We start from the raw sequence: 17,634 nt of genomic DNA, 5'->3' as shown, positions 1-17,634 counted from the left end.
CTTAGCAGAAAGTGAGGCCGAAAGACCTTTGTCGGGTTTGGGGACGGATGTTAACGGGGCGGATTACCTAGCTGGCCTCGATCCGGATCAGCGTGAGGCAGCTACGGCACCGATGGGGCCGGTTTGCATTCTCGCCGGTGCGGGAACAGGCAAGACGCGCACTATCACGCACCGCATCAAGTACCTCATTGATCAGGGGTTTGTGCAGCCACAGAAGATTCTTGCGGTGACGTTTACCTCTCGCGCCGCGGGAGAAATGCGTGACCGTCTGGCAGCGATGGGCACTCCTGGCGTTCAGGCGCGTACTTTCCACTCGGCGGCACTGCGCCAGCTGCGTTACTTCTGGCCAAAGGTCGCAGGTGATATGCCGTGGCGTCTGCTCGACGATCAGAAATTCCGAGTGGTGGCGCAAGCCGTTCGTCGCGTTGGGCTGGATAATTCCAAGGAAACAATCCGCGATGTCATGGGCGAAATTGAGTGGTCCAAGGCCACTCTCGCCGGTGCTGACCAGTACCAGGCAGCACTGCGGGAACATGGCCGCACTGCACCACTGCCGGTGGACAAGATTATTGATTGCTACCGCGCCTACGAGGACATTAAAACCACACCTGACGGGCTGTTGCTCGACTTCGATGACCTACTCATTCACACTGCCGGCGCGATGGAGAACTCCCGTGCGGTGGCCGAGGAATTTCGTAACCAGTATCGCTGCTTCGTGGTCGATGAGTACCAGGACGTCACGCCATTGCAGCAGCGCGTGCTCAATGCCTGGTTGGGCGACCGCGACAACATTACCGTCGTTGGCGACGCTAACCAGACGATTTATTCGTTTACCGGTGCAACTCCGAACTACCTGATGAACTTTTCGCGGACCTACCCGGATGCCACTGTGGTTCGTCTCCAGCGGGACTACCGTTCGACTCCGCAGATTGTGGAGTTGGCTAACGACGTCATTGGTCGTGCGCAGGGCCGTATTGCAGGATCGCGTTTGAAATTGGTGGGCCAGCGTGAGGACGGACCTGAGCCGACGTTCAACCAGTACGACGATGAGCCGATGGAAGCGCGCGCCACAGCTCGCAGCATTAAGCGCTTGATTGACTCCGGGACGCCAGCCTCGGAAATTGCTGTGCTCTACCGCATCAATGCGCAGTCGGCAGTCTTTGAGCAGGCATTGTCGGAGGTAGGCGTCTCCTACCAGGTGCGCGGTGGTGACGGTTTCTACCAGCGCCCAGAAATTCGCGATGCCATTGCCGCATTGGTAAAAGTCTCGCGCTCCTCTAGGACAGTGCCGACGCTTCAGGGCACCGACTTGCTGGATTTGGTCAAGCGAGTTTTCGCAGGCCTTGGTATGACCGAGCAGGAACCGGAGGGTGCCGGCGCCAGGGAACGCTGGCAGTCCCTCAATGCCCTGTATGACCTGTGCAAGGACATCGTCCACGCGAATACAGAGACCAATATTCAGGCATTGCTCGGCCAACTACATACCCGTCAGCAGGCAAAACACCCGCCGACACTCAACGGTGTCACATTGGCCAGCTTGCACGCTGCCAAGGGCCTTGAGTGGGATGCCGTGTTCCTCGTTGGGCTTACCGACGGCGCCCTGCCAATCCAGCATGCGTTGAAGAAATTTGAACAATCCCCGGCACAGGGTGCCGAGGCCATTGAAGAAGAACGTCGCCTGTTCTACGTGGGAATTACCCGTGCCCGCGAGCATCTGGAGTTGTCCTGGTCGCTGTCGCGTACCGAAGGTGGGCGCAAGTCGCGTCGCCGAACCCGCTTTCTGGATGACCTGGATATTGAAATCTCGGACTACTCATCGGCAGCGCAGAGCACGCGGAAGAGCTCTCGGGGATCGCGGCAGAAGTCGCGGCAGTGTAAGGGCTGCACCAAGCCACTGATGACGGATGCGGAGCGGATCTCTGGTCGCTGCGAAGAGTGCCCGGTAACTGCGGATCCGGCGCTGCTAGACGCACTGCGCGCATGGCGATTGGAAACTTCCAGGGAAATGACAGTCCCGGCATTTGTCATTTTCTCGGATGCGACGCTGCTGGCTATCGCAGAGCAAATGCCTACGACACCGGAAGAACTGCTACAAATTCCAGGAATCGGTGAGGCCAAGCTGAGCCACTTTGGTGAAGGAATCTTGGGAATCGTCAATTCCTTCGTCAACTCGTAGCTGGCCGAATTACATAAATCCCGCGCCCGAATTGCCATGACCGCACACAGGGCAATGTGGGTGCGGGCCAACAGTGGTGCGAGTGATATCCAGCCGTTCCATGTCAATGCGCACTTCTGTGGCGCAAAGATCGGAAAGGTCGGGCCGGCGCAGTTGGCCGAGCAACAGTGGCACGGCCGTGTTGAGCCATTCAGGTGCGGCAACCGGAGTGAAGGTGCGCAGCTGCAGAGCTATGAGTGACCGGACGGGATCGCGATCTCGTCGATAAGCCTCAAAGCACATCGCACATGGACCCTGACCTGGGCGGACAAGCGGACCAATGATCAGTGCGCCATCGCGGAAGTGCGTGTGCAGATGCTCAATCCCGCGGTGATACAGCGCGCGCCCCAGCGGCAGACTGGGGACCTCCATGCCGGTAATGACGGCCAGTCCGATGTCCTCAGGAGTCGATTGTGACAGCTTCAACGTCGCATTTCTGGTCGGCGACATCGCCTTTGTCCAACTGGCGGAGCCACTGCGTCGGAGCCCTTCCAGAAGACCGGTTCTTAAGCCATCTCTGCCAATAATCGTGATTGTGCGCCGCAGGGGAGGCCTGCGCACCAAATCCGCACGCTCTAAGTCGCTAATCAGCGCATCGATGAACTGTGGCTGTAGCGTACCGGCAGCATCCGCAAAGGCGGCTCCCAAAGCGGCACCTCGATGAGCAGCAAGAAGCGCGGAAAAGACAGGTCCCGGCGGGGTGCCGTCGGCAAGCGGCAAGACCATGCTGCGCTCGGGTTCCACGCCGAACTGAATGCGCGCGCCGGGACGCATGACTATCGGAACCTCTGGTTTGAGTGCGCACGTCGCAGCGGCTGGACTTCTCGGCCCCTCAGCATCCCGCTTCCGAGAAGTATTCAAAAATTCCCCCATAAAATTATCTTCTACCCCGGGGGAAACTTTTACGCAATCGCAGGGCAGAACATATACGCTTGAAAAGCATGAGCAGCAAGCGACCTGAGTACGGTCCTGATATTGAGGTGCGGCGTTCCAAGCGTCGTCGCCGGACTGTGTCTGCCCGTGCTGAAGGAAACCGCATCATTGTCATGGTTCCCGATGATTTGAGTGCTGCTGCGGAAAAACAACAGGTCAACGATATTGTCGCGCGCGTGCGTCAAAAGGTCGGCAGCAATCTGGACAACTCAGAGCTTCAGCGGCGTGCGCAGTTGCTCTCACGCACAGTGCTGGAAAATCGCCCGAACTTCGAATCCATCAAATGGGTCAAAAACATGTCGCGCAGATGGGCATCGGTCACCGGGGGCGTCGATAGCCCGGGGCGTATTCGCATTTCGCATCGGCTTGCCGACGTTCCGGGGTATGTCCTCGACGATGTCATTGTGCACGAACTGGTGCACACCTTTATCGATGGTGGGCATACCGAAGAATTCTGGTATTGGGCCGCAAAAGCCCCGCACCACGAACGGGCACGGGGCTACTTGGAGGCTTATCAGCGCTGGGGAACGCAGAGCTAGACTGCGTCAGCGGTGCGCGAGGTCGCGCATGCGCTAGGGCTACTTGTCAGAATCGTCGTCCTCAGCGTCCTTGTTATCGCTGTCCTGGTCGTCACTTTCAGAGTTTCCTTCGGCGTCACGCTTTTCGGCCTCCTTGCGCAGCTGCTCTTCCAGCTCCGCAATCGGGTCGAAGTCATCGGTGTCAGTGCCACCGAGAACCGAGTCAATGAAGGCGGCGGAATCGTCCAGGTCCTCTGCCACAGGCAAGAAGTCTGGGTGATCCCAGACCTTGTCGCGGCGCTCAACGCCCACAGCGGTGGTCAGGCGACGCCACAGATCCGTGGCTTCGCGGACCTTCGGGGAACCCAGGTCAATGCCAGTGGCCTTTTCCAGGGCCTGCTCTGCGCCTTCGGTAGCACGGCGACGGCGCCATGCCTCATCCAGCTGAGCAGCACCCGGCAGTCGCTCGCCGAGCGCATCGTTGACGACCATGTCGACCCAGCCCTCAACCAGTGCCAGCAGCGTCTGGAAACGCGTGCGGGCGTTCTCATTGCGAGAACGAATCTTCGGGCTCAAGTCCATGTTCTGGAACTCGGCCATGGCCTCCTGAAGGCGCTGCGGATCCTGCAGATTTTCAATATCCAGGCCGCGAGCTGCCTCTTCGATATTGGAGTAGTCGATAACAATGCCAGCGGCGTATTCCTCAACGGAGGAAATCATGCGCTCAACCAGCCACGGCACGCGGTCAAAAAGACGCTGATGTGCCGCTTCGCGGGCAGTGGCGTAGATAAACAAATCGCGAGCCGGAACCTCGAGCTCTTCAGCAAGGTTAATCAGGTGGGTCGGCAGCAGAACTGCGGCACCAGTAGTGTGCAGCGGCAGCCCCAGATCCGAGCCAGTCAGGCTGGTCTGTGCCAGGTCGGCCAGAGCATTGCCCAGCTGCGTACCAAAACTCATGGAGTTCATCTGGCGCATGATGTTTAGCATCGGCCCCATCATCTCGCGGGCTTCCTCCGGAACACCCTCCAGCGAGGCATCACCCATGCGGCCGGCAACTGGGTCGACCAGACGCGTCCACGTAGACATGGTGTTTTCCAACCACTGCAGACTATTCCACGCCTCAACGCGGTTAGCGCCAGCGGGCAGGGAAGTGGCATCGTCCAACCACAGTTCTGCCAGACGCAAGGAGTCAGTGAGGGCCTCGCGCGCGGAATCCTTAATAGGCGCAGGGTCGCCAATTCGAGTGTGTGCAACCCGCTCTGCCGCCTGGTAATTCACCGGGCCGGAGTTGGCCTCCTTGAATTGCTGTCCCATGCCGGAGAACATCTGACCGAACTGGTTCAGAATATCGCCCAGATTGGGCTGGCCGCCCTGACCGGACCGTCCGCCCTGGCCAGACTGGCCGGAGCCACCAAAACCGCCAAAGCCGAAGCCCCCGGAACCGGAGTTGCCACCGAAGGGGAAGCCGAAAATACCGAAGGGACCGCCCTGGCCGCCGTGACCGCCCTGGCCGGAGTCGCCGTTGCCTGCGTCATCACGATCGTCGTCATTGTCATTCGGACCAAAGCCAAATCCGTTAGAACTCATGCTCCCACCGTACCGGGCAAAAGGCTCCGTGAGTACTCCAAAATCCGTCCTTTTGGCCAACTTCGCGCCCAGCGAACAAGAATCCTCCAGACCACAGCCATAAAGTCCGCAATCGAGTCCATGACGTGTCGAGTTGCTTAGGTAGGGGAATGTAGGGTGTTACCTGTGAATCGTCGTACCCAAACTCTCCTAGTTGGCGCAGTCCCTATTGTCGCGTTGGCTGGCGTGCTGTCGCTTCCAACGCTGACAGTGCCATACGCTGCGCAAGGGCCGGGCCCGGTCTTCGATGTCCTCAGCGACGTTGAGGGCAAGAACATCATCTCGGTCAGCGGCAGTGGCGTCGATCGTGAGCGTTCCAAGGGCGAGCTGGATATGACCACCGTGGCGGTACGTCACAATCTGACGCTGCCACAGGTCCTTGGACTGTGGCTGAATCCGGACAATGACATCGTTCCCATCGAAGCCATCTTCCCGCCTGGCCAAAGTCAGGACGAGGTAGAAGAGGAAAACAAGGCGGCGTTCACCGAATCCGAAGCAAACGCCACCACCGCCGCATTCGCGCACTTGGGCTTGCCGACGGAAGTTACGGTCGCCTACACGGTCCCGGACAGTCCAGCAGATGGCCGAGTGCATGAAAATGATGTCATTGTTGCCGTCGATGGCGAGGACGTCGCGAAGCCAGAAGAGGTAAAGGCAGCAATCGCTGCACATGCTCCGGGCGACAAGGTCACGCTCAGCATCATTGCGGCCAAAGATGACAAGGCCGGTAATAAGGCAGCTGCAAAGCCGACCGACATTGAGGTGGAGTTGGCGGAAAATCCGCACCAGAAGGATTCCGCGATGCTGGGTGTGGGAATGGCTACACAGTCGGCCGGGGATACCAAGGTCGAATACCAGCTCAGCGGCATTGGCGGTCCGTCGGCAGGCCTGATGATGACTCTCGGCGTCATTGACAAGCTGAGCCCCGGGGATTTGACCGATGGCCGTCATGTGGCGGGCACCGGCACTATTGATGCGGACGGCAACGTGGGTGAAATTGGCGGCATTACACACAAAATCTCGGCTGCCCGAGATGCGGGTGCCGAGATGTTCTTTGTGCCATCGGGCAACTGCACTGAAGCGCTGACTGCCGACAATGGTGATATGAAGTTGGTGAAGGTCGACAAGCTGGATGATGCATTGGGCGCATTGGACAAACCCGAGGGCGCACCATCGTGCTCCTAAACGATAAGTAGCTGGCCAGCCGGCAGCTTATCTGCACGGCGAATGCCAGCTACTTTCTTCCCAGCTAGTGTGCTTAAAAAAGAGTTACTTAACCAGTTACTTGCTGAAAGCCTCAAAGCTCTGCTGGGCCTGCCACTTCTCAATTTCCTCAGCTGTAGCGCGCAATTGTGGGTCAAAGGCGAGGTAGGCCTTGGTCTCACGGGCGATAAGACCCGACAGAACAATTAGACCGATGAGGTTTGGCAGAGCCATCAGGCCGTTGAGCGCGGAGGCAACCGACCAGACGGTCTCCAGCTGAGTCACAGCACCGACGAAGACCACGCAGGTGAATACTGCACGGTAGAAGCGGGTGCCGCGGCGGCCGACCAGTGATTCGAAGGCGCGCTCGCCGTAGTAGGACCAGCCCAGCATGGTGGAAAACGCGAAGAACACAATCGACAGTGTGACAATGGTGCCACCCCAGTGACCCGGCAGGCCACGGGAGAATGCCTCAGCGGTCAGCGCACCGGCATCAATATTGCCGTCCTGCCAAGCACCGGTGCTGATGATGACCAAACCGGTAAACGACACGACGATGATGGTGTCGATGAACGTCTGAGTCATGGAGACCAGACCCTGGCGGACTGGGTGAGTGGTGGAAGCAGCAGCGGCTGCGATAGCGCCGGAACCCAGACCGGACTCGTTGGAGAACAGGCCACGAGCAACACCCATCTGTAGGGCGAGAATCACCGTGGAGCCTGCGAAGCCACCCACCGCAGCGGTACCGGTGAAGGCATCGGTGAAGATCAGCTTGAAGGTCTCCGGCAGTGCAGAGACATTGGCGATGAGCACCCAAATTGCAGCACCGATGTAGAGGACGATCATCATCGGCACGAAGCTGGCGGTGATGCGGCCGATGGACTTAATGCCGCCCATCAGTGCGGCACCGACCAGGATAAACATAATCATGCCAGTCAGCTTCGGATCGATGTTGAAGCTGTTTTCCAGGTTCGTAGCGACGGCGTTGCCCTGTGTCAGGTTGCCGATACCGAATGCGGCCAGAGCGGCGAAGATTGCAAATAGCACACCGAGGGTCTTGCCGAAGCCGTTTGGAATGGCCTTCTTCAGGTAGTACTGCGGACCACCGGACTGCTCACCAGCTGCATCGAGCTGGCGGTACTTCACGCCCAGGAATGCTTCGGAGTACTTTGATGCCATACCCAGCAGGCCGGTGACCCACATCCAAAACAGTGAGCCCGGGCCGCCCAGACCGATGGCTGTCGCAACACCGACGATATTGCCGACACCGACCGTTGCCGCCAGCGCCGTTGCAAGCGCCTGGTAGTTAGAGATATCACCCTCGGCGTTCTCGTCGTCCTTGCGGTCAATCAGACCCAGACGCAACGCCGGACCGAGCTTGGCCAGGTGTACTGCGCCAAGACGAATGGTCAAGATAATTCCGGTGCCGATCAGTGCGGGGATAAGGAGATAAGGACTCCAAATAAAACTATCCGCCGCTGAGGCAAAATCGCTGAAGCTTTCCATGCTGTGGAACTTTACTGATAGAAAGCCAAGAAACCGCATATAAATATGCGGATAACAGCCACTGAATCGCTAATTTGTCACAAGTGGGGGTAAAGACATCCCCATATAAGCAAAAATTTCGCCGCCAACAACTGTGAGAATCAGATAGCTCAGCCCCCGCCAAATGTGTTGGGACCGAAGGCGTACAAGCTCACCTGCAAGCGTCGACCACGTCGAAAGGCCCCCGGCAAACCCAATCATCACTGCTGCATAGGCGAGGGCGGGACGCACGTTTTCGCTTGACGACGGCACCTGCGACCATGCCGTCACCGCGACACCGGCGGCCAAACACGCTGCCATATTCGCCGTCCATGTTCCGGGCAGCTTCGATTCGCGCCATGCAACTGCGAGTTCGGCCAAGGTGTAGCGCAGCGCCCCGCCGAGAGCAGCGCCGAGTGCGACCGAGGCGATGGCCAGGAGCGCTGTGGATAGGGAAGTGCCCAGGAGAAGATGAGTCATTCCACTTTCTCCCGCACACACTTAGTGCCTATCCAATAGGCAACTGGGCAGCCCACAATGTGAATTACCAGCACACTTGCGATGGCGGCGATCGACGTTGTCGATTGCGCAATCAGCGCAATGACAAAAGCCGAAAAGGCGGTGAAACCACCACAAAAACCCGTACCACTCATGGCGGCCAAGCGGGGATTGGCGAAGTCAATGGTGCTGACAATGCCAAAGAACACGCAGCCGAGCAGGTTAATCACTGTTGTTGACAGTGCGCTTGTCTGCATGCCAAATGCGGTATCAATGCCCGCGCCGAGAAGAAATCTCGTCACTGCGCCGAGTGCTGCGCCCGCTGCAACAGCGAGCCCTGTGGTCAGTTGCGCCCGACGGGTGGTCGGCAGCGCCGGGGCTACCTCTTCTTCTATCGGGTCTGCAGTCACGAGAAAGACGGTAGCACAGTGTTTATTGAGGTTTATTGACGCCTATACGGCCATTTTTGCCCTGAGTTAACCCCCTATTGCAGGGGCGAGTTGGCCTCATAACGGGCATCCAGCCCTGCGCGTCGACGTCAAAACGGGGACACTGGAAAGGGAAAGGCTGAAATAGGTTTTACAACTTGCAGGAGGAACCCACAATGGCTCATGAGCGCGCCGGGCAGCTTGCCCAGCCATCTGACCTGATTGATATCGCTGAACTGGTCACGGCCTACTACACGCAGCACCCGGATCCGAACAATCCCGACCAGAAGGTCGTCTTCGGTACCTCGGGGCACCGTGGTTCCTCCCTCGACGGTGCGTTTAACGAAGACCACATTCACGCCACCACTCAGGCCATCGTCGATTACCGCAAGGGCCAGGGTATTGAGGGTCCGCTTTACATCGGCCGTGACACCCATGGTCTGTCCGAGCCGGCGATGGTCTCCGCACTGGAAGTTCTCACTGCAAATGGGATTACCGTCAAGGTTGATGCCCAGGGGCGCTACACTCCGACTCCGGCGGTCAGTCATGCAATTTTGATCTACAACCGTGAGGTTGAAGGGGGCCCAACGGGGACCAGCTCTGCGCGTGCCGACGGCATTGTGATTACCCCTTCCCATAATCCGCCGCGTGATGGTGGTTTTAAGTACAATCCGCCGACCGGTGGTCCTGCGGACGCAGATGCCACTGACTGGATTGCAGCCCGTGCCAATGAGTACCTGGCCAAGGGACTTGAAGGTGTCAAGCGCCAGTTGGTGGAAAAGGCAGGGGACCTCGTCGTAAAGCACGACTACCTCAATGCATACGTTTCCGACCTGCCGAATGTGGTTGACCTTGACGCGATTCGTGATGCGGGCGTGCGCATCGGCGCTGACCCGATGGGCGGTGCCTCGGTGGATTACTGGGGTGCGATTGCCGATATTCACAATTTGAACCTGACGGTGGTTAATCCGCTGGTAGATGCAACGTGGCGGTTCATGACGTTGGATACGGACGGCAAGATTCGTATGGACTGCTCGTCACCGAATGCGATGGCATCCCTGATTGGCAATCGCGACAAGTTCGATATTTCCACTGGTAATGATGCGGACTCGGATCGCCACGGCATTGTGACGCCGGATGCTGGTCTGATGAACCCGAACCATTACCTGGCTGTGGCGATTGATTACCTGTTCGCGCACCGTCCAGGCTGGTCGCAGGACACCGCTGTCGGTAAGACCTTGGTGTCGTCGTCGATGATTGACCGTGTGGTGGAAAACCTCGGTCGCAAGCTGGTGGAAGTACCGGTTGGATTTAAGTGGTTCGTCCCGGGGCTGATGGAGGGCACCATCGGCTTCGGCGGTGAGGAATCTGCAGGCGCGTCCTTCCTGCGTAAGGATGGCACTGTGTGGTCGACCGATAAGGACGGCATCATCTTGGACCTGCTGGCCAGCGAAATTACCGCAGTGACCAAGAAGACTCCATCGCAGCTGTACGCAGAGCTGGCAGACAAGTACGGTGCACCGGCCTACGCTCGTACTGATGCCGATGCCACGCGCGAGCAGAAGGCAATTTTGAAGAAGCTCTCGCCGGATCAGGTTAAGGCTGACACTCTGGCCGGGGAGAAGATTCTGGCCAAGCTGACGGAGGCCCCGGGCAATGGTGCTGCAATTGGTGGTCTGAAGGTTGTCACTGACAACGCATGGTTCGCTGCACGTCCGTCCGGCACAGAGGATAAGTACAAGATTTACGCAGAGTCCTTCAAGGGAGCTGACCACCTAGCACAGGTTCAGGCTGAGGCGCAGGATGTTGTCTCTGCTGTTCTGAACGGCTAATTAAGCGCAGTTGGGCTGGCTGGAAACAGCCAGCCTCGATTAATCTTGTTTTCCATGAAGGACATCTTGAGCGTGATCGCGCGCTTCGGGCTTGCGGCGATTTGGCTGTATTCGGGTTTGATTAAACTGTTGAACCCGTTGGAATCGCGTCAAGCAGTGCAGGCGTATGAGATTTTGCCTGCTGATCTCATCCCGACAGTGGCGGTCGCGCTGCCAGCCTTCGAGGTCATCCTGGGGCTGTTGCTGCTACTCGGCCTATTCTTACGCCCGGTAGCAGTGGCCTCCGGACTTTTGCTGCTGGCATTCATCGTCGGCATTGCCTCTGCGTGGGCGCGTGGCCTGCAGATTGACTGCGGTTGCTTCGGCGGCGGCGGCTATAGCGAGGATGCGGGGCCGGTGACCTATCTGACTGAGATTGGCCGCGATATTGTCTTCATTGCCATGGCTGCGATTGTGTACGTGTGGCCCTGGAAGAAGTGGGCTATCTACGCCTAGATGTGGTTGTTTTTAAACACAATCATGGTTTTCTAAGTCTCATTTATGTCTTCATCAAGCAATCACCGCTATCGTAAGCGATGTGACTCAGAAGATTAAGAACCCAAATGAAAAGGGTAATGGCTTTGTTGTAGGCCTCATTGCTCTTATCGCAGTTGTAGTTGTCGTAATCGGCGCTGTTGTTTACATCGGTCGCTCCCAGCCCATTGAAGGACTGCCGGATGAAGATGTTAACTTCTCCGTCGCACTCGATGGTGACGTTATTCGTCTGGGCAAGGAAGACGCCAAGGATGCGACCACTGCCACTGTTTTTGAAGACTTCTCCTGCCACTACTGTGCGCAGATGAGTGAAGAGGGCCACTCCGATGAGCTTAAGGCGCTCAACGATGGCAAGCTCATCGCCGAATACCGCACTCTGAACTTCCTGGATGGCCAGGAAAAGGATCAGCGTGATGGTCACTCCACCCTCGCCTACGCAGTTGCCCGCAAGGTCGCCGAGACCGGTGATGCCCGCGCATTCTGGAACTTCCGCACCATGATGATGCGTGACCAGCAGCACTCCATTACGTGGGATAATGAAGAGCTTGCTGATCGCCTGAAGCAGCTCGGCGTTGCCGATGACGTGGTCAAGCAAGTCCGCGACGGGCTGGACACCACGGAAGCTAAGGCCAGCGCCAATGCAAATTACGACGATTTGGAAAAGCGCCTGGGCAAGGTTTCCTCGCCGCACGTCTTTGTTGATGGCAAGGACATCCTGGAAAACATCGAGGCCGAAGGCGGCCTGGGTCAGTGGGTGAAGAAGGCACTGGGTTAATTCCCGCTAAAGCAGGCGTTACCAGCGGATTTGGTAATAATGGCAGGTGCATGTAGCCTTTGAGGAGTCCGCAGCGGAGAAAGGCGCGAGCCAATCCGATGTTGATTCTGGGGCTATGGCGCAGCTGGTAGCGCATCACACTGGCAGTGTGGGGGTCACGGGTTCGAATCCCGTTAGCTCCACCAGATGAAATACCCTCGGTCGTTTTGACCGGGGGTTTTGTCGTATCTGAGCTGCTCATTAGTAGTGCGTATGGGTCTAGCAACTTTGTCTAAACGGTGGAATACTGGGTATATGGCATACAATGACTCCGTAATCCAGAAACTGTCCACCGAAGAGTCCCTTGAGCTGCTGGCTTCGCAGACTTTTGGTCGTCTCGTCGTACGTCGTGCAGACGATATGGACCTTTTCCCGCTGAACTACGTCGTTCATGAGGGGCAGATTTACTTCCGAACTGCAGAGGGCTCAAAGCTCTTTACGGTTTCTTTGAACCATGATGTTCTTTTTGAGGGCGACAATGTCGATAAGGACTCCCAGCAGGCATGGTCCGTTATCGTCAAGGGTGATGCTGAGGTCCTCACCTCTCACACAGATGTCAACAAAGCTGATCAGCTGCCGCTGAAGCCGTGGCTGCCGACTCTGAAGTACAACTACGTGCGTATTACTCCGAAGGAGGTTTCGGGTCGCCGCTTCCATCTCGGCGAGGAGCCGAATCGCTACGAAGCCTAAGTAGGGCTTCGCGCAAAAGATTTCGCTTGGCGACGGATGGGTTGCTAAGCGGTAGCTAACGGCGGAATGGGGTAGCTTTTCGGCTACTGAACATCGCCGTTAGCTCTTTTTTTAAAATTACTGAAGTTAAATTGCGCAAAACCGCCCTAAGTGAGTCGCAACGCGTTACAGTCACCACTGTGACGTGCACCATAGAACCAACCAATGGGGCGCCAGCACTGCCCGATGTGCGTAAGCAGTCCCCACGGATGCAGAAAATTGTTGACGAAGCGCGCACTATGCTGCGTGAATCGGGCTGGAGTGCTATCAGCATGCGCCGACTCGCGGCTCGGCTGGATGTCAAGGCCCCGTCGTTGTACAAGCACATCAGCGGCAAAGAAGAGCTTCTGCAGCTCCTGCTGGCCGAAAGCCTCTCTAACCTGGGCAAACGTATTCACGCTGCCATTGATGAGGATTGCTCCTCAGCCGCACTGCTGCAGGCCTACCGCCAGGCAGTCTTGGACGATCCGCACGGCTACCGGTTGATGAGCCGTACGAACTTCGTCAACGTGGCCTCACCATCGTCGTTGGATGCCTGGATTCGCGATGCCTTTATCAAGGTTGCTGGCACCGAATCCAAGGGGCTGGCCATGTGGGCGTTTGCCCATGGTCTGGTGACGGCGGAGCTCATTCAAGATGGCTCGCCAGCGGTGGAGACACCAACGTCCTCCGATACTGAGGAAAGTATGGAGGCTGTTGCGGCTATTTGGGACGCTGGTGCAGAGGCCTTTTCTTAAGAGGGCCTCTTTAAAGGCCTAGCGCCACCACGAATCAGCAGGCCCAGGTGGGACGATTCGCTTGTGTCGGCTGATGGAGTAGAGGTGCTCAATTCGCGCGGCATCTTCTTCACTGACGGCCTTGCCCTCTAGGTAGTCATCAATTGCGGTGTAGGTGACTCCGAGCGCGACTTCGTCGGGAAGCGCAGGGCGATCTTCCTCGAGGTCGGCGGTCGGAACCTTTTCCCACGTGCTGGCAGGCGCGCCCAGATGGCGTAGAAGCGCTGCGCCCTGGCGCTTGCTGAGCCCCTGGAGCGGTACGAGGTCACACGCGCCATCGCCGTGTTTGGTGTAGAAACCGGTGACGGCCTCGGCAGCGTGGTCGGTGCCGATGACCAATGCGCCGTCAACGCCGGCCACGGCGTATTGAGCAATCATGCGCATGCGGGCCTTGATATTGCCCTTATTGAAATCGCTCACCACGTCACCACCAAGTGCGTCATTGACCTGGGTGGTCATGTCCTTGGTCGCCGGGGCGATATCAATAGTCAGGCTCTTGTCGGGGCGAATGAACTGTAACGCCAGCTGGGCATCATCCTCATCGGCCTGGACACCGTGGGGGAGGCGTACGGCGATGAAAGTAGCGTCAGTGCCCTCGGCGCGCAGCTTTTCCACGGCGAGTTGAGCCAGACGGCCTGCCAGCGTGGAGTCCTGGCCGCCGGAGATGCCGAGTACAAAGCCCTTGCTATGGGCTGCACGAAAATAATCGCAGAGAAAATCAACGCGCCTGTCTACTTCCCCTGCTGGGTCAATGCTGGGGCGGACATGTAGTTCAGAGATGATTTCGCGTTGAAGGCGGTGTGGGAATGGCTTCGATTCGGCTGTTGTCATGGTTTTCACTTTACCGGCAGCAATGACGGCCAAAAGGGGAGTTTTAGGCGTCAAAGTGGGCTGAAAACCACCTACTTTATCGAGTAAGACGCTTGTGGATGGGAGCAAGTTCGGCGGTCGGTGGCAGTATCTGGAGGGTGAGTACAACCCAACAGAACATCTCTGAGCCGAGTCGACAAACAACGTCGACGCGCTCAGTTATCGTCGCTATCATCGCCGCCCTCGGCGGTCTCCTCTTTGGTTACGACACCGGTGTCATCTCCGGCGCGCTCCTTTTTATTCAGCGTTCGTTTGAGCTGACACCTAGCCAGGAGTCCACCGTTACCGCCATGCTGCTGGTCGGTGCCGCCATCGGTGCTTTCCTCGGCGGTCGAGTTGCGGATGCTCTCGGATGCCGTGGCACCATCTTGCTGGGCGCTATCGGCTTCATTATCGGCAGTATCTGGTGCGCCATGGCCTCGAGTGCTTTTGAACTCGGTGCCGCCCGCACGTTGCTGGGCGTATGCATCGGTGGCGTGTCCATCGTGGTGCCGATGTACATTTCTGAGATGGCTCCGCCACATGTGCGCGGTCGGCTGGTCAGCTTGAACTCGCTGATGATTGTCATTGGTCAGCTCGTGGCCTTTCTTACCAACTCCGCGCTAGCATCCTCCGGAAACTGGCGCCTCATGCTTGGTCTCGGCGCCGTGCCCGCAATCGTTTTGCTGCTGGGCATGCTCGTTTTGCCGGATACGCCCGCTTATTTGATGCGTCGCGGTTACGAGGGCAAGGCCCTGGCTGTGCTTCGCCAGATGCAGGGCAGCGATGCCACGTTGGATGAAGTCGCAGTCGCAGAATCGTCGTCAAGCGCAGATCAGCGCGCGGCTGAGCGTCAGGCCCTAAAGACTCCGTGGGTGCGTCGCACGGTCATCATCGCGATGCTCATCGGTGTGACGCAGCAGGTCACGGGTGCAAACGCAATTATGTACTTCGCGCCGACGATGATGAATAAGGTCGGCTTGTCGACGGAAAGCTCGGTCTATACCTCCATAATTATCGGTACCGCCTCGGTGATTTCGTGTGCGATCGGTATGAGCATTATTGACCGCGTGGGGCGTCGCCGCATGCTGATTATTGGTCTGGTTGGTTGTGCCTCCGCGCTGCTGGTGCTCGCGCCGGTCTACGCTATGTCCAGTGACTCCAGCTCTGCGGCCATGTTCTCGCTGGCGCTGATGACGGTTTTCATTGTCTTCCAGCAGGCGGCGGTATCGGTGGCCACTTGGCTGCTGATCTCTGAAATTGTCCCGACTGAGGCTCGTGGCCTGGGCATGGGGCTGGCGGGTCTGGCGCTGTGGGCGGCCAATTGGTTCGTCGCGCAGGCATTCCTGCCGATGGTCGATGCCATCGGTGGCGCATGGTCGTTCTTCTTCTTCGCGGTAACGGGCGCGATTGCGCTGGCATTCACTGTGAAGGCCGTGCCAGAGACCTCTGGGAAGTCCCTTGCTGAGGTGCGCGAGCATATGATTGCCGCTGCCAAGTAGGGCGGGTAGCCCCAGTTTTTTGGAGATATCCGTCTCATTAGGTACTATGGCAACTCGTGTCGTAACGCATGCCTTTTGTTCTTTCTGTGAATGACAAGGAAGTGCGTTGCCAGGCAGTCACTGGGCGTGACTGTCCGGAGTAGTGCGATGTGCATGTACTCCGTCTCGGAGCCGAGTAGAAAGGAGCGCCCGAATGAAGGTCCGTAAGTCCCTTCGGTCGCTGAAGAACAAGCCGGGCGCTCAGGTCGTGCGCCGTCGTGGCAAGGTCTACGTGATCAACAAGAAGGAGCCGCGCTTCAAGGCCCGCCAGGGCTAAGCCTGATTTTCAGGTTAGTGCGAAGCGAAGTAGCTTCCTTATTTATTGCAAGGAACCGCAAGTTGCGGTCGCAGTGTTGCTGTGACCGGGCTTGCGGTTCTTTGTTTTTCGGGGGGGGGGAGTTGCTTTGTTGGACAGGGCAGGGGACCCAAGGGGGATCAGAAGGGTAATTGGTTTAACCGAAGAGCGTCGATAGCTGTTTTTCCACAATTTTCGTGATTTGTCAGAATTTTCCGCGTGAAATTACAACCTTGTGGTGCCGAGCCGTACAACATCTTGTGCGCACTGAGCTGGCGAACTGGGAATATCATGGTTGTGAGTACTACATATAGTGCGACTAGAGTTTTTCGGATACCAAGTGTAGTGTTTTCCGTGTCGAGCCAAGGACAGTAACAAGGATCTGTCGAGCTTTCCGTACTCGGTTTCTCGTGAACCTCGCGGAAGCTTCCAGCCACTTAATCAGTTCGCTGATTCCAAGGCCGCTTCCGGTATTTGTACGAAGTCGATTTAAATCTATTGGTCTTAATTCAAAGCCAGAAAGTTTGTGAGAGTCATGGTTACCGTTTACAGCAAGCCCGCCTGCGTCCAGTGCCGCGCCACCACTCGTGCCCTCGATAAGGCTGGCATTGCCTACGATATCGTCGACATCACTATGGACGATGAGGCTCGTGACTACGTCATGGCTCTTGGTCATCTTCAGGCACCAGTCGTCGACACTGGTACCGAGACCTGGTCGGGTTTCCGTCCGGATCGCATCAAGGCTCTCCAGGCTGCTTAAAGTCCGAGAATTGCCCCGCGGATTTCGTTCACGTTTGTGCCAACGAATGTCGCGGGGTTTCGCAATGTAAAGGGTGAAGTTCTCATGCTGGTGGTGTATTTCTCCTCGGCGACGGGGAATACACACAAGTTTGTTCAGAAACTAGGAATCAAAAACGCCCGCATCCCCATCCGGCGCAATGATCCGGAGCTCATCGTTGATGAGCCCTATGTGCTCATTTGCCCGACATACGGTGGAGGCGCCTCCATCAGTGGCGGTAACGTACGGCCGGTCCCGCCACAGGTCATCAAATTCCTCAATAACGAGCACAATCGCTCGTTCATCCGGGGAGTGATTGCCGCAGGTAACCTCAACTTTGGTGAGGACTTCTGCAAGGCCGGCGACGTTATTTCGTACAAGTGCAAAGTCCCGTACTTGTACCGCTTCGAGTTGATGGGCACCGATCACGACGTACAGCGCGTTCGTGAAGGGTTGGATGAGTTTTTTCACGGTAAGGCTAGTGCATAAGCCTGCTGTCGGGGAGACTGGTAGTGCTGGGAGAGTACGCCCGCAGCTGCCG

Annotated in this window: 18 protein-coding genes and 1 tRNA gene; 13 read left to right on the top strand and 6 right to left on the bottom strand. The window is 57.5% G+C overall.

What is annotated here, in order from left to right; all coding sequences use genetic code 11:
* The first annotated feature begins 37 nt into the window (after window positions 1–37).
* Complete coding sequence (locus tag Q4E11_RS09340; RefSeq protein WP_303165361.1) at window positions 38–2,176, top strand: ATP-dependent DNA helicase UvrD2; 2,139 nt, start codon at window positions 38–40, stop codon at window positions 2,174–2,176.
* A 9-nt stretch (window positions 2,177–2,185) separates the two neighbouring features.
* On the opposite strand, the gene Q4E11_RS09335 is transcribed toward Q4E11_RS09340, so the two are convergent.
* On the bottom strand, window positions 2,186–2,989 hold the full coding sequence (locus tag Q4E11_RS09335; RefSeq protein WP_303165360.1) for a TOMM precursor leader peptide-binding protein: 804 nt from the start codon (window positions 2,987–2,989) through the stop codon (window positions 2,186–2,188).
* 167 nt (window positions 2,990–3,156) lie between these two features.
* Between Q4E11_RS09335 and Q4E11_RS09330 the strand changes: the two genes are divergently transcribed.
* A complete protein-coding gene (locus Q4E11_RS09330; RefSeq protein WP_303165359.1) occupies window positions 3,157–3,687 on the top strand; it encodes a YgjP-like metallopeptidase domain-containing protein in 531 nt (176 codons plus the stop codon).
* Between the two features lie 39 nt (window positions 3,688–3,726).
* Here Q4E11_RS09330 and Q4E11_RS09325 read toward each other — a convergent pair whose 3' ends face one another.
* Entirely contained in the window at window positions 3,727–5,253 is a 1,527-nt protein-coding gene (locus tag Q4E11_RS09325; protein ID WP_303165358.1) for a zinc-dependent metalloprotease, read from the bottom strand.
* 165 nt (window positions 5,254–5,418) lie between these two features.
* On the opposite strand from Q4E11_RS09325, the gene Q4E11_RS09320 reads away from it, so the two are divergent.
* A complete protein-coding gene (locus Q4E11_RS09320) occupies window positions 5,419–6,477 on the top strand; it encodes a PDZ domain-containing protein (protein WP_303165357.1) in 1,059 nt (352 codons plus the stop codon).
* Window positions 6,478–6,573: 96 nt separating this feature from the next.
* Here Q4E11_RS09320 and Q4E11_RS09315 read toward each other — a convergent pair whose 3' ends face one another.
* The 3 genes from Q4E11_RS09315 to Q4E11_RS09305 all read right to left on the bottom strand — a co-directional run bounded on the left by Q4E11_RS09315 (window position 6,574) and on the right by Q4E11_RS09305 (window position 8,927).
* Window positions 6,574–8,001: a sodium:alanine symporter family protein gene (locus tag Q4E11_RS09315; RefSeq protein WP_303165356.1), complete on the bottom strand. Its 1,428-nt coding sequence runs from the start codon at window positions 7,999–8,001 to the stop codon at window positions 6,574–6,576.
* Window positions 8,002–8,070: 69 nt separating this feature from the next.
* Window positions 8,071–8,499, bottom strand: coding sequence for a CrcB family protein (locus tag Q4E11_RS09310; RefSeq protein ID WP_303165355.1), 429 nt, complete (start codon window positions 8,497–8,499; stop codon window positions 8,071–8,073).
* Window positions 8,496–8,927: a CrcB family protein gene (locus Q4E11_RS09305; protein WP_303165354.1), complete on the bottom strand. Its 432-nt coding sequence runs from the start codon at window positions 8,925–8,927 to the stop codon at window positions 8,496–8,498. Before Q4E11_RS09305 ends, Q4E11_RS09310 begins: the two co-directional genes overlap by 4 nt.
* 194 nt (window positions 8,928–9,121) lie before the next feature.
* On the opposite strand from Q4E11_RS09305, the gene pgm reads away from it, so the two are divergent.
* The 6 genes from pgm (at window position 9,122) to Q4E11_RS09275 (ending at window position 13,591) form a co-directional block, all read left to right on the top strand.
* Window positions 9,122–10,777: a phosphoglucomutase (alpha-D-glucose-1,6-bisphosphate-dependent) gene (gene pgm, locus Q4E11_RS09300; RefSeq protein ID WP_303165353.1), complete on the top strand. Its 1,656-nt coding sequence runs from the start codon at window positions 9,122–9,124 to the stop codon at window positions 10,775–10,777.
* A 54-nt stretch (window positions 10,778–10,831) separates the two neighbouring features.
* The gene (locus Q4E11_RS09295) at window positions 10,832–11,272 is read left to right on the top strand and encodes a MauE/DoxX family redox-associated membrane protein (protein ID WP_303165352.1); all 441 of its coding nucleotides are present in this window, start codon (window positions 10,832–10,834) and stop codon (window positions 11,270–11,272) included.
* Between the two features lie 82 nt (window positions 11,273–11,354).
* On the top strand, window positions 11,355–12,086 hold the full coding sequence (locus Q4E11_RS09290) for a thioredoxin domain-containing protein (RefSeq protein WP_303165351.1): 732 nt from the start codon (window positions 11,355–11,357) through the stop codon (window positions 12,084–12,086).
* 109 nt (window positions 12,087–12,195) lie between these two features.
* Window positions 12,196–12,271 (top strand) — tRNA-Ala (locus Q4E11_RS09285).
* Between the two features lie 109 nt (window positions 12,272–12,380).
* Window positions 12,381–12,815 (top strand): pyridoxamine 5'-phosphate oxidase family protein, encoded by a 435-nt coding sequence (locus Q4E11_RS09280; protein WP_303165350.1) that lies wholly within the window; start codon window positions 12,381–12,383, stop codon window positions 12,813–12,815.
* A 179-nt stretch (window positions 12,816–12,994) separates the two neighbouring features.
* On the top strand, window positions 12,995–13,591 hold the full coding sequence (locus tag Q4E11_RS09275; protein ID WP_303165349.1) for a TetR/AcrR family transcriptional regulator: 597 nt from the start codon (window positions 12,995–12,997) through the stop codon (window positions 13,589–13,591).
* 18 nt (window positions 13,592–13,609) lie between these two features.
* Here the strand turns inward: Q4E11_RS09275 and nadE are convergent, their stop codons facing one another.
* Entirely contained in the window at window positions 13,610–14,461 is an 852-nt protein-coding gene (gene nadE, locus Q4E11_RS09270; RefSeq protein WP_303165348.1) for an ammonia-dependent NAD(+) synthetase, read from the bottom strand.
* 137 nt (window positions 14,462–14,598) lie between these two features.
* On the opposite strand from nadE, the gene Q4E11_RS09265 reads away from it, so the two are divergent.
* From Q4E11_RS09265 to nrdI, 4 genes are all read left to right on the top strand, one after another.
* Window positions 14,599–15,981 (top strand): sugar porter family MFS transporter, encoded by a 1,383-nt coding sequence (locus Q4E11_RS09265; RefSeq protein WP_303165347.1) that lies wholly within the window; start codon window positions 14,599–14,601, stop codon window positions 15,979–15,981.
* 193 nt (window positions 15,982–16,174) lie between these two features.
* Entirely contained in the window at window positions 16,175–16,297 is a 123-nt protein-coding gene (ykgO, locus tag Q4E11_RS09260) for a type B 50S ribosomal protein L36 (protein WP_005511141.1), read from the top strand.
* Between the two features lie 553 nt (window positions 16,298–16,850).
* Complete coding sequence (gene nrdH / locus Q4E11_RS09255) at window positions 16,851–17,075, top strand: glutaredoxin-like protein NrdH (protein ID WP_005511161.1); 225 nt, start codon at window positions 16,851–16,853, stop codon at window positions 17,073–17,075.
* An 84-nt stretch (window positions 17,076–17,159) separates the two neighbouring features.
* Window positions 17,160–17,582: a class Ib ribonucleoside-diphosphate reductase assembly flavoprotein NrdI gene (gene nrdI, locus Q4E11_RS09250; protein WP_303165374.1), complete on the top strand. Its 423-nt coding sequence runs from the start codon at window positions 17,160–17,162 to the stop codon at window positions 17,580–17,582.
* The last annotated feature ends 52 nt before the right edge of the window (window positions 17,583–17,634 follow it).

The organism is Corynebacterium sp. (assembly GCF_030532195.1).
Taxonomy (GTDB): Bacteria; Actinomycetota; Actinomycetes; order Mycobacteriales; family Mycobacteriaceae; genus Corynebacterium.
This window is presented reverse-complemented; position numbering and strand designations above follow the sequence as displayed.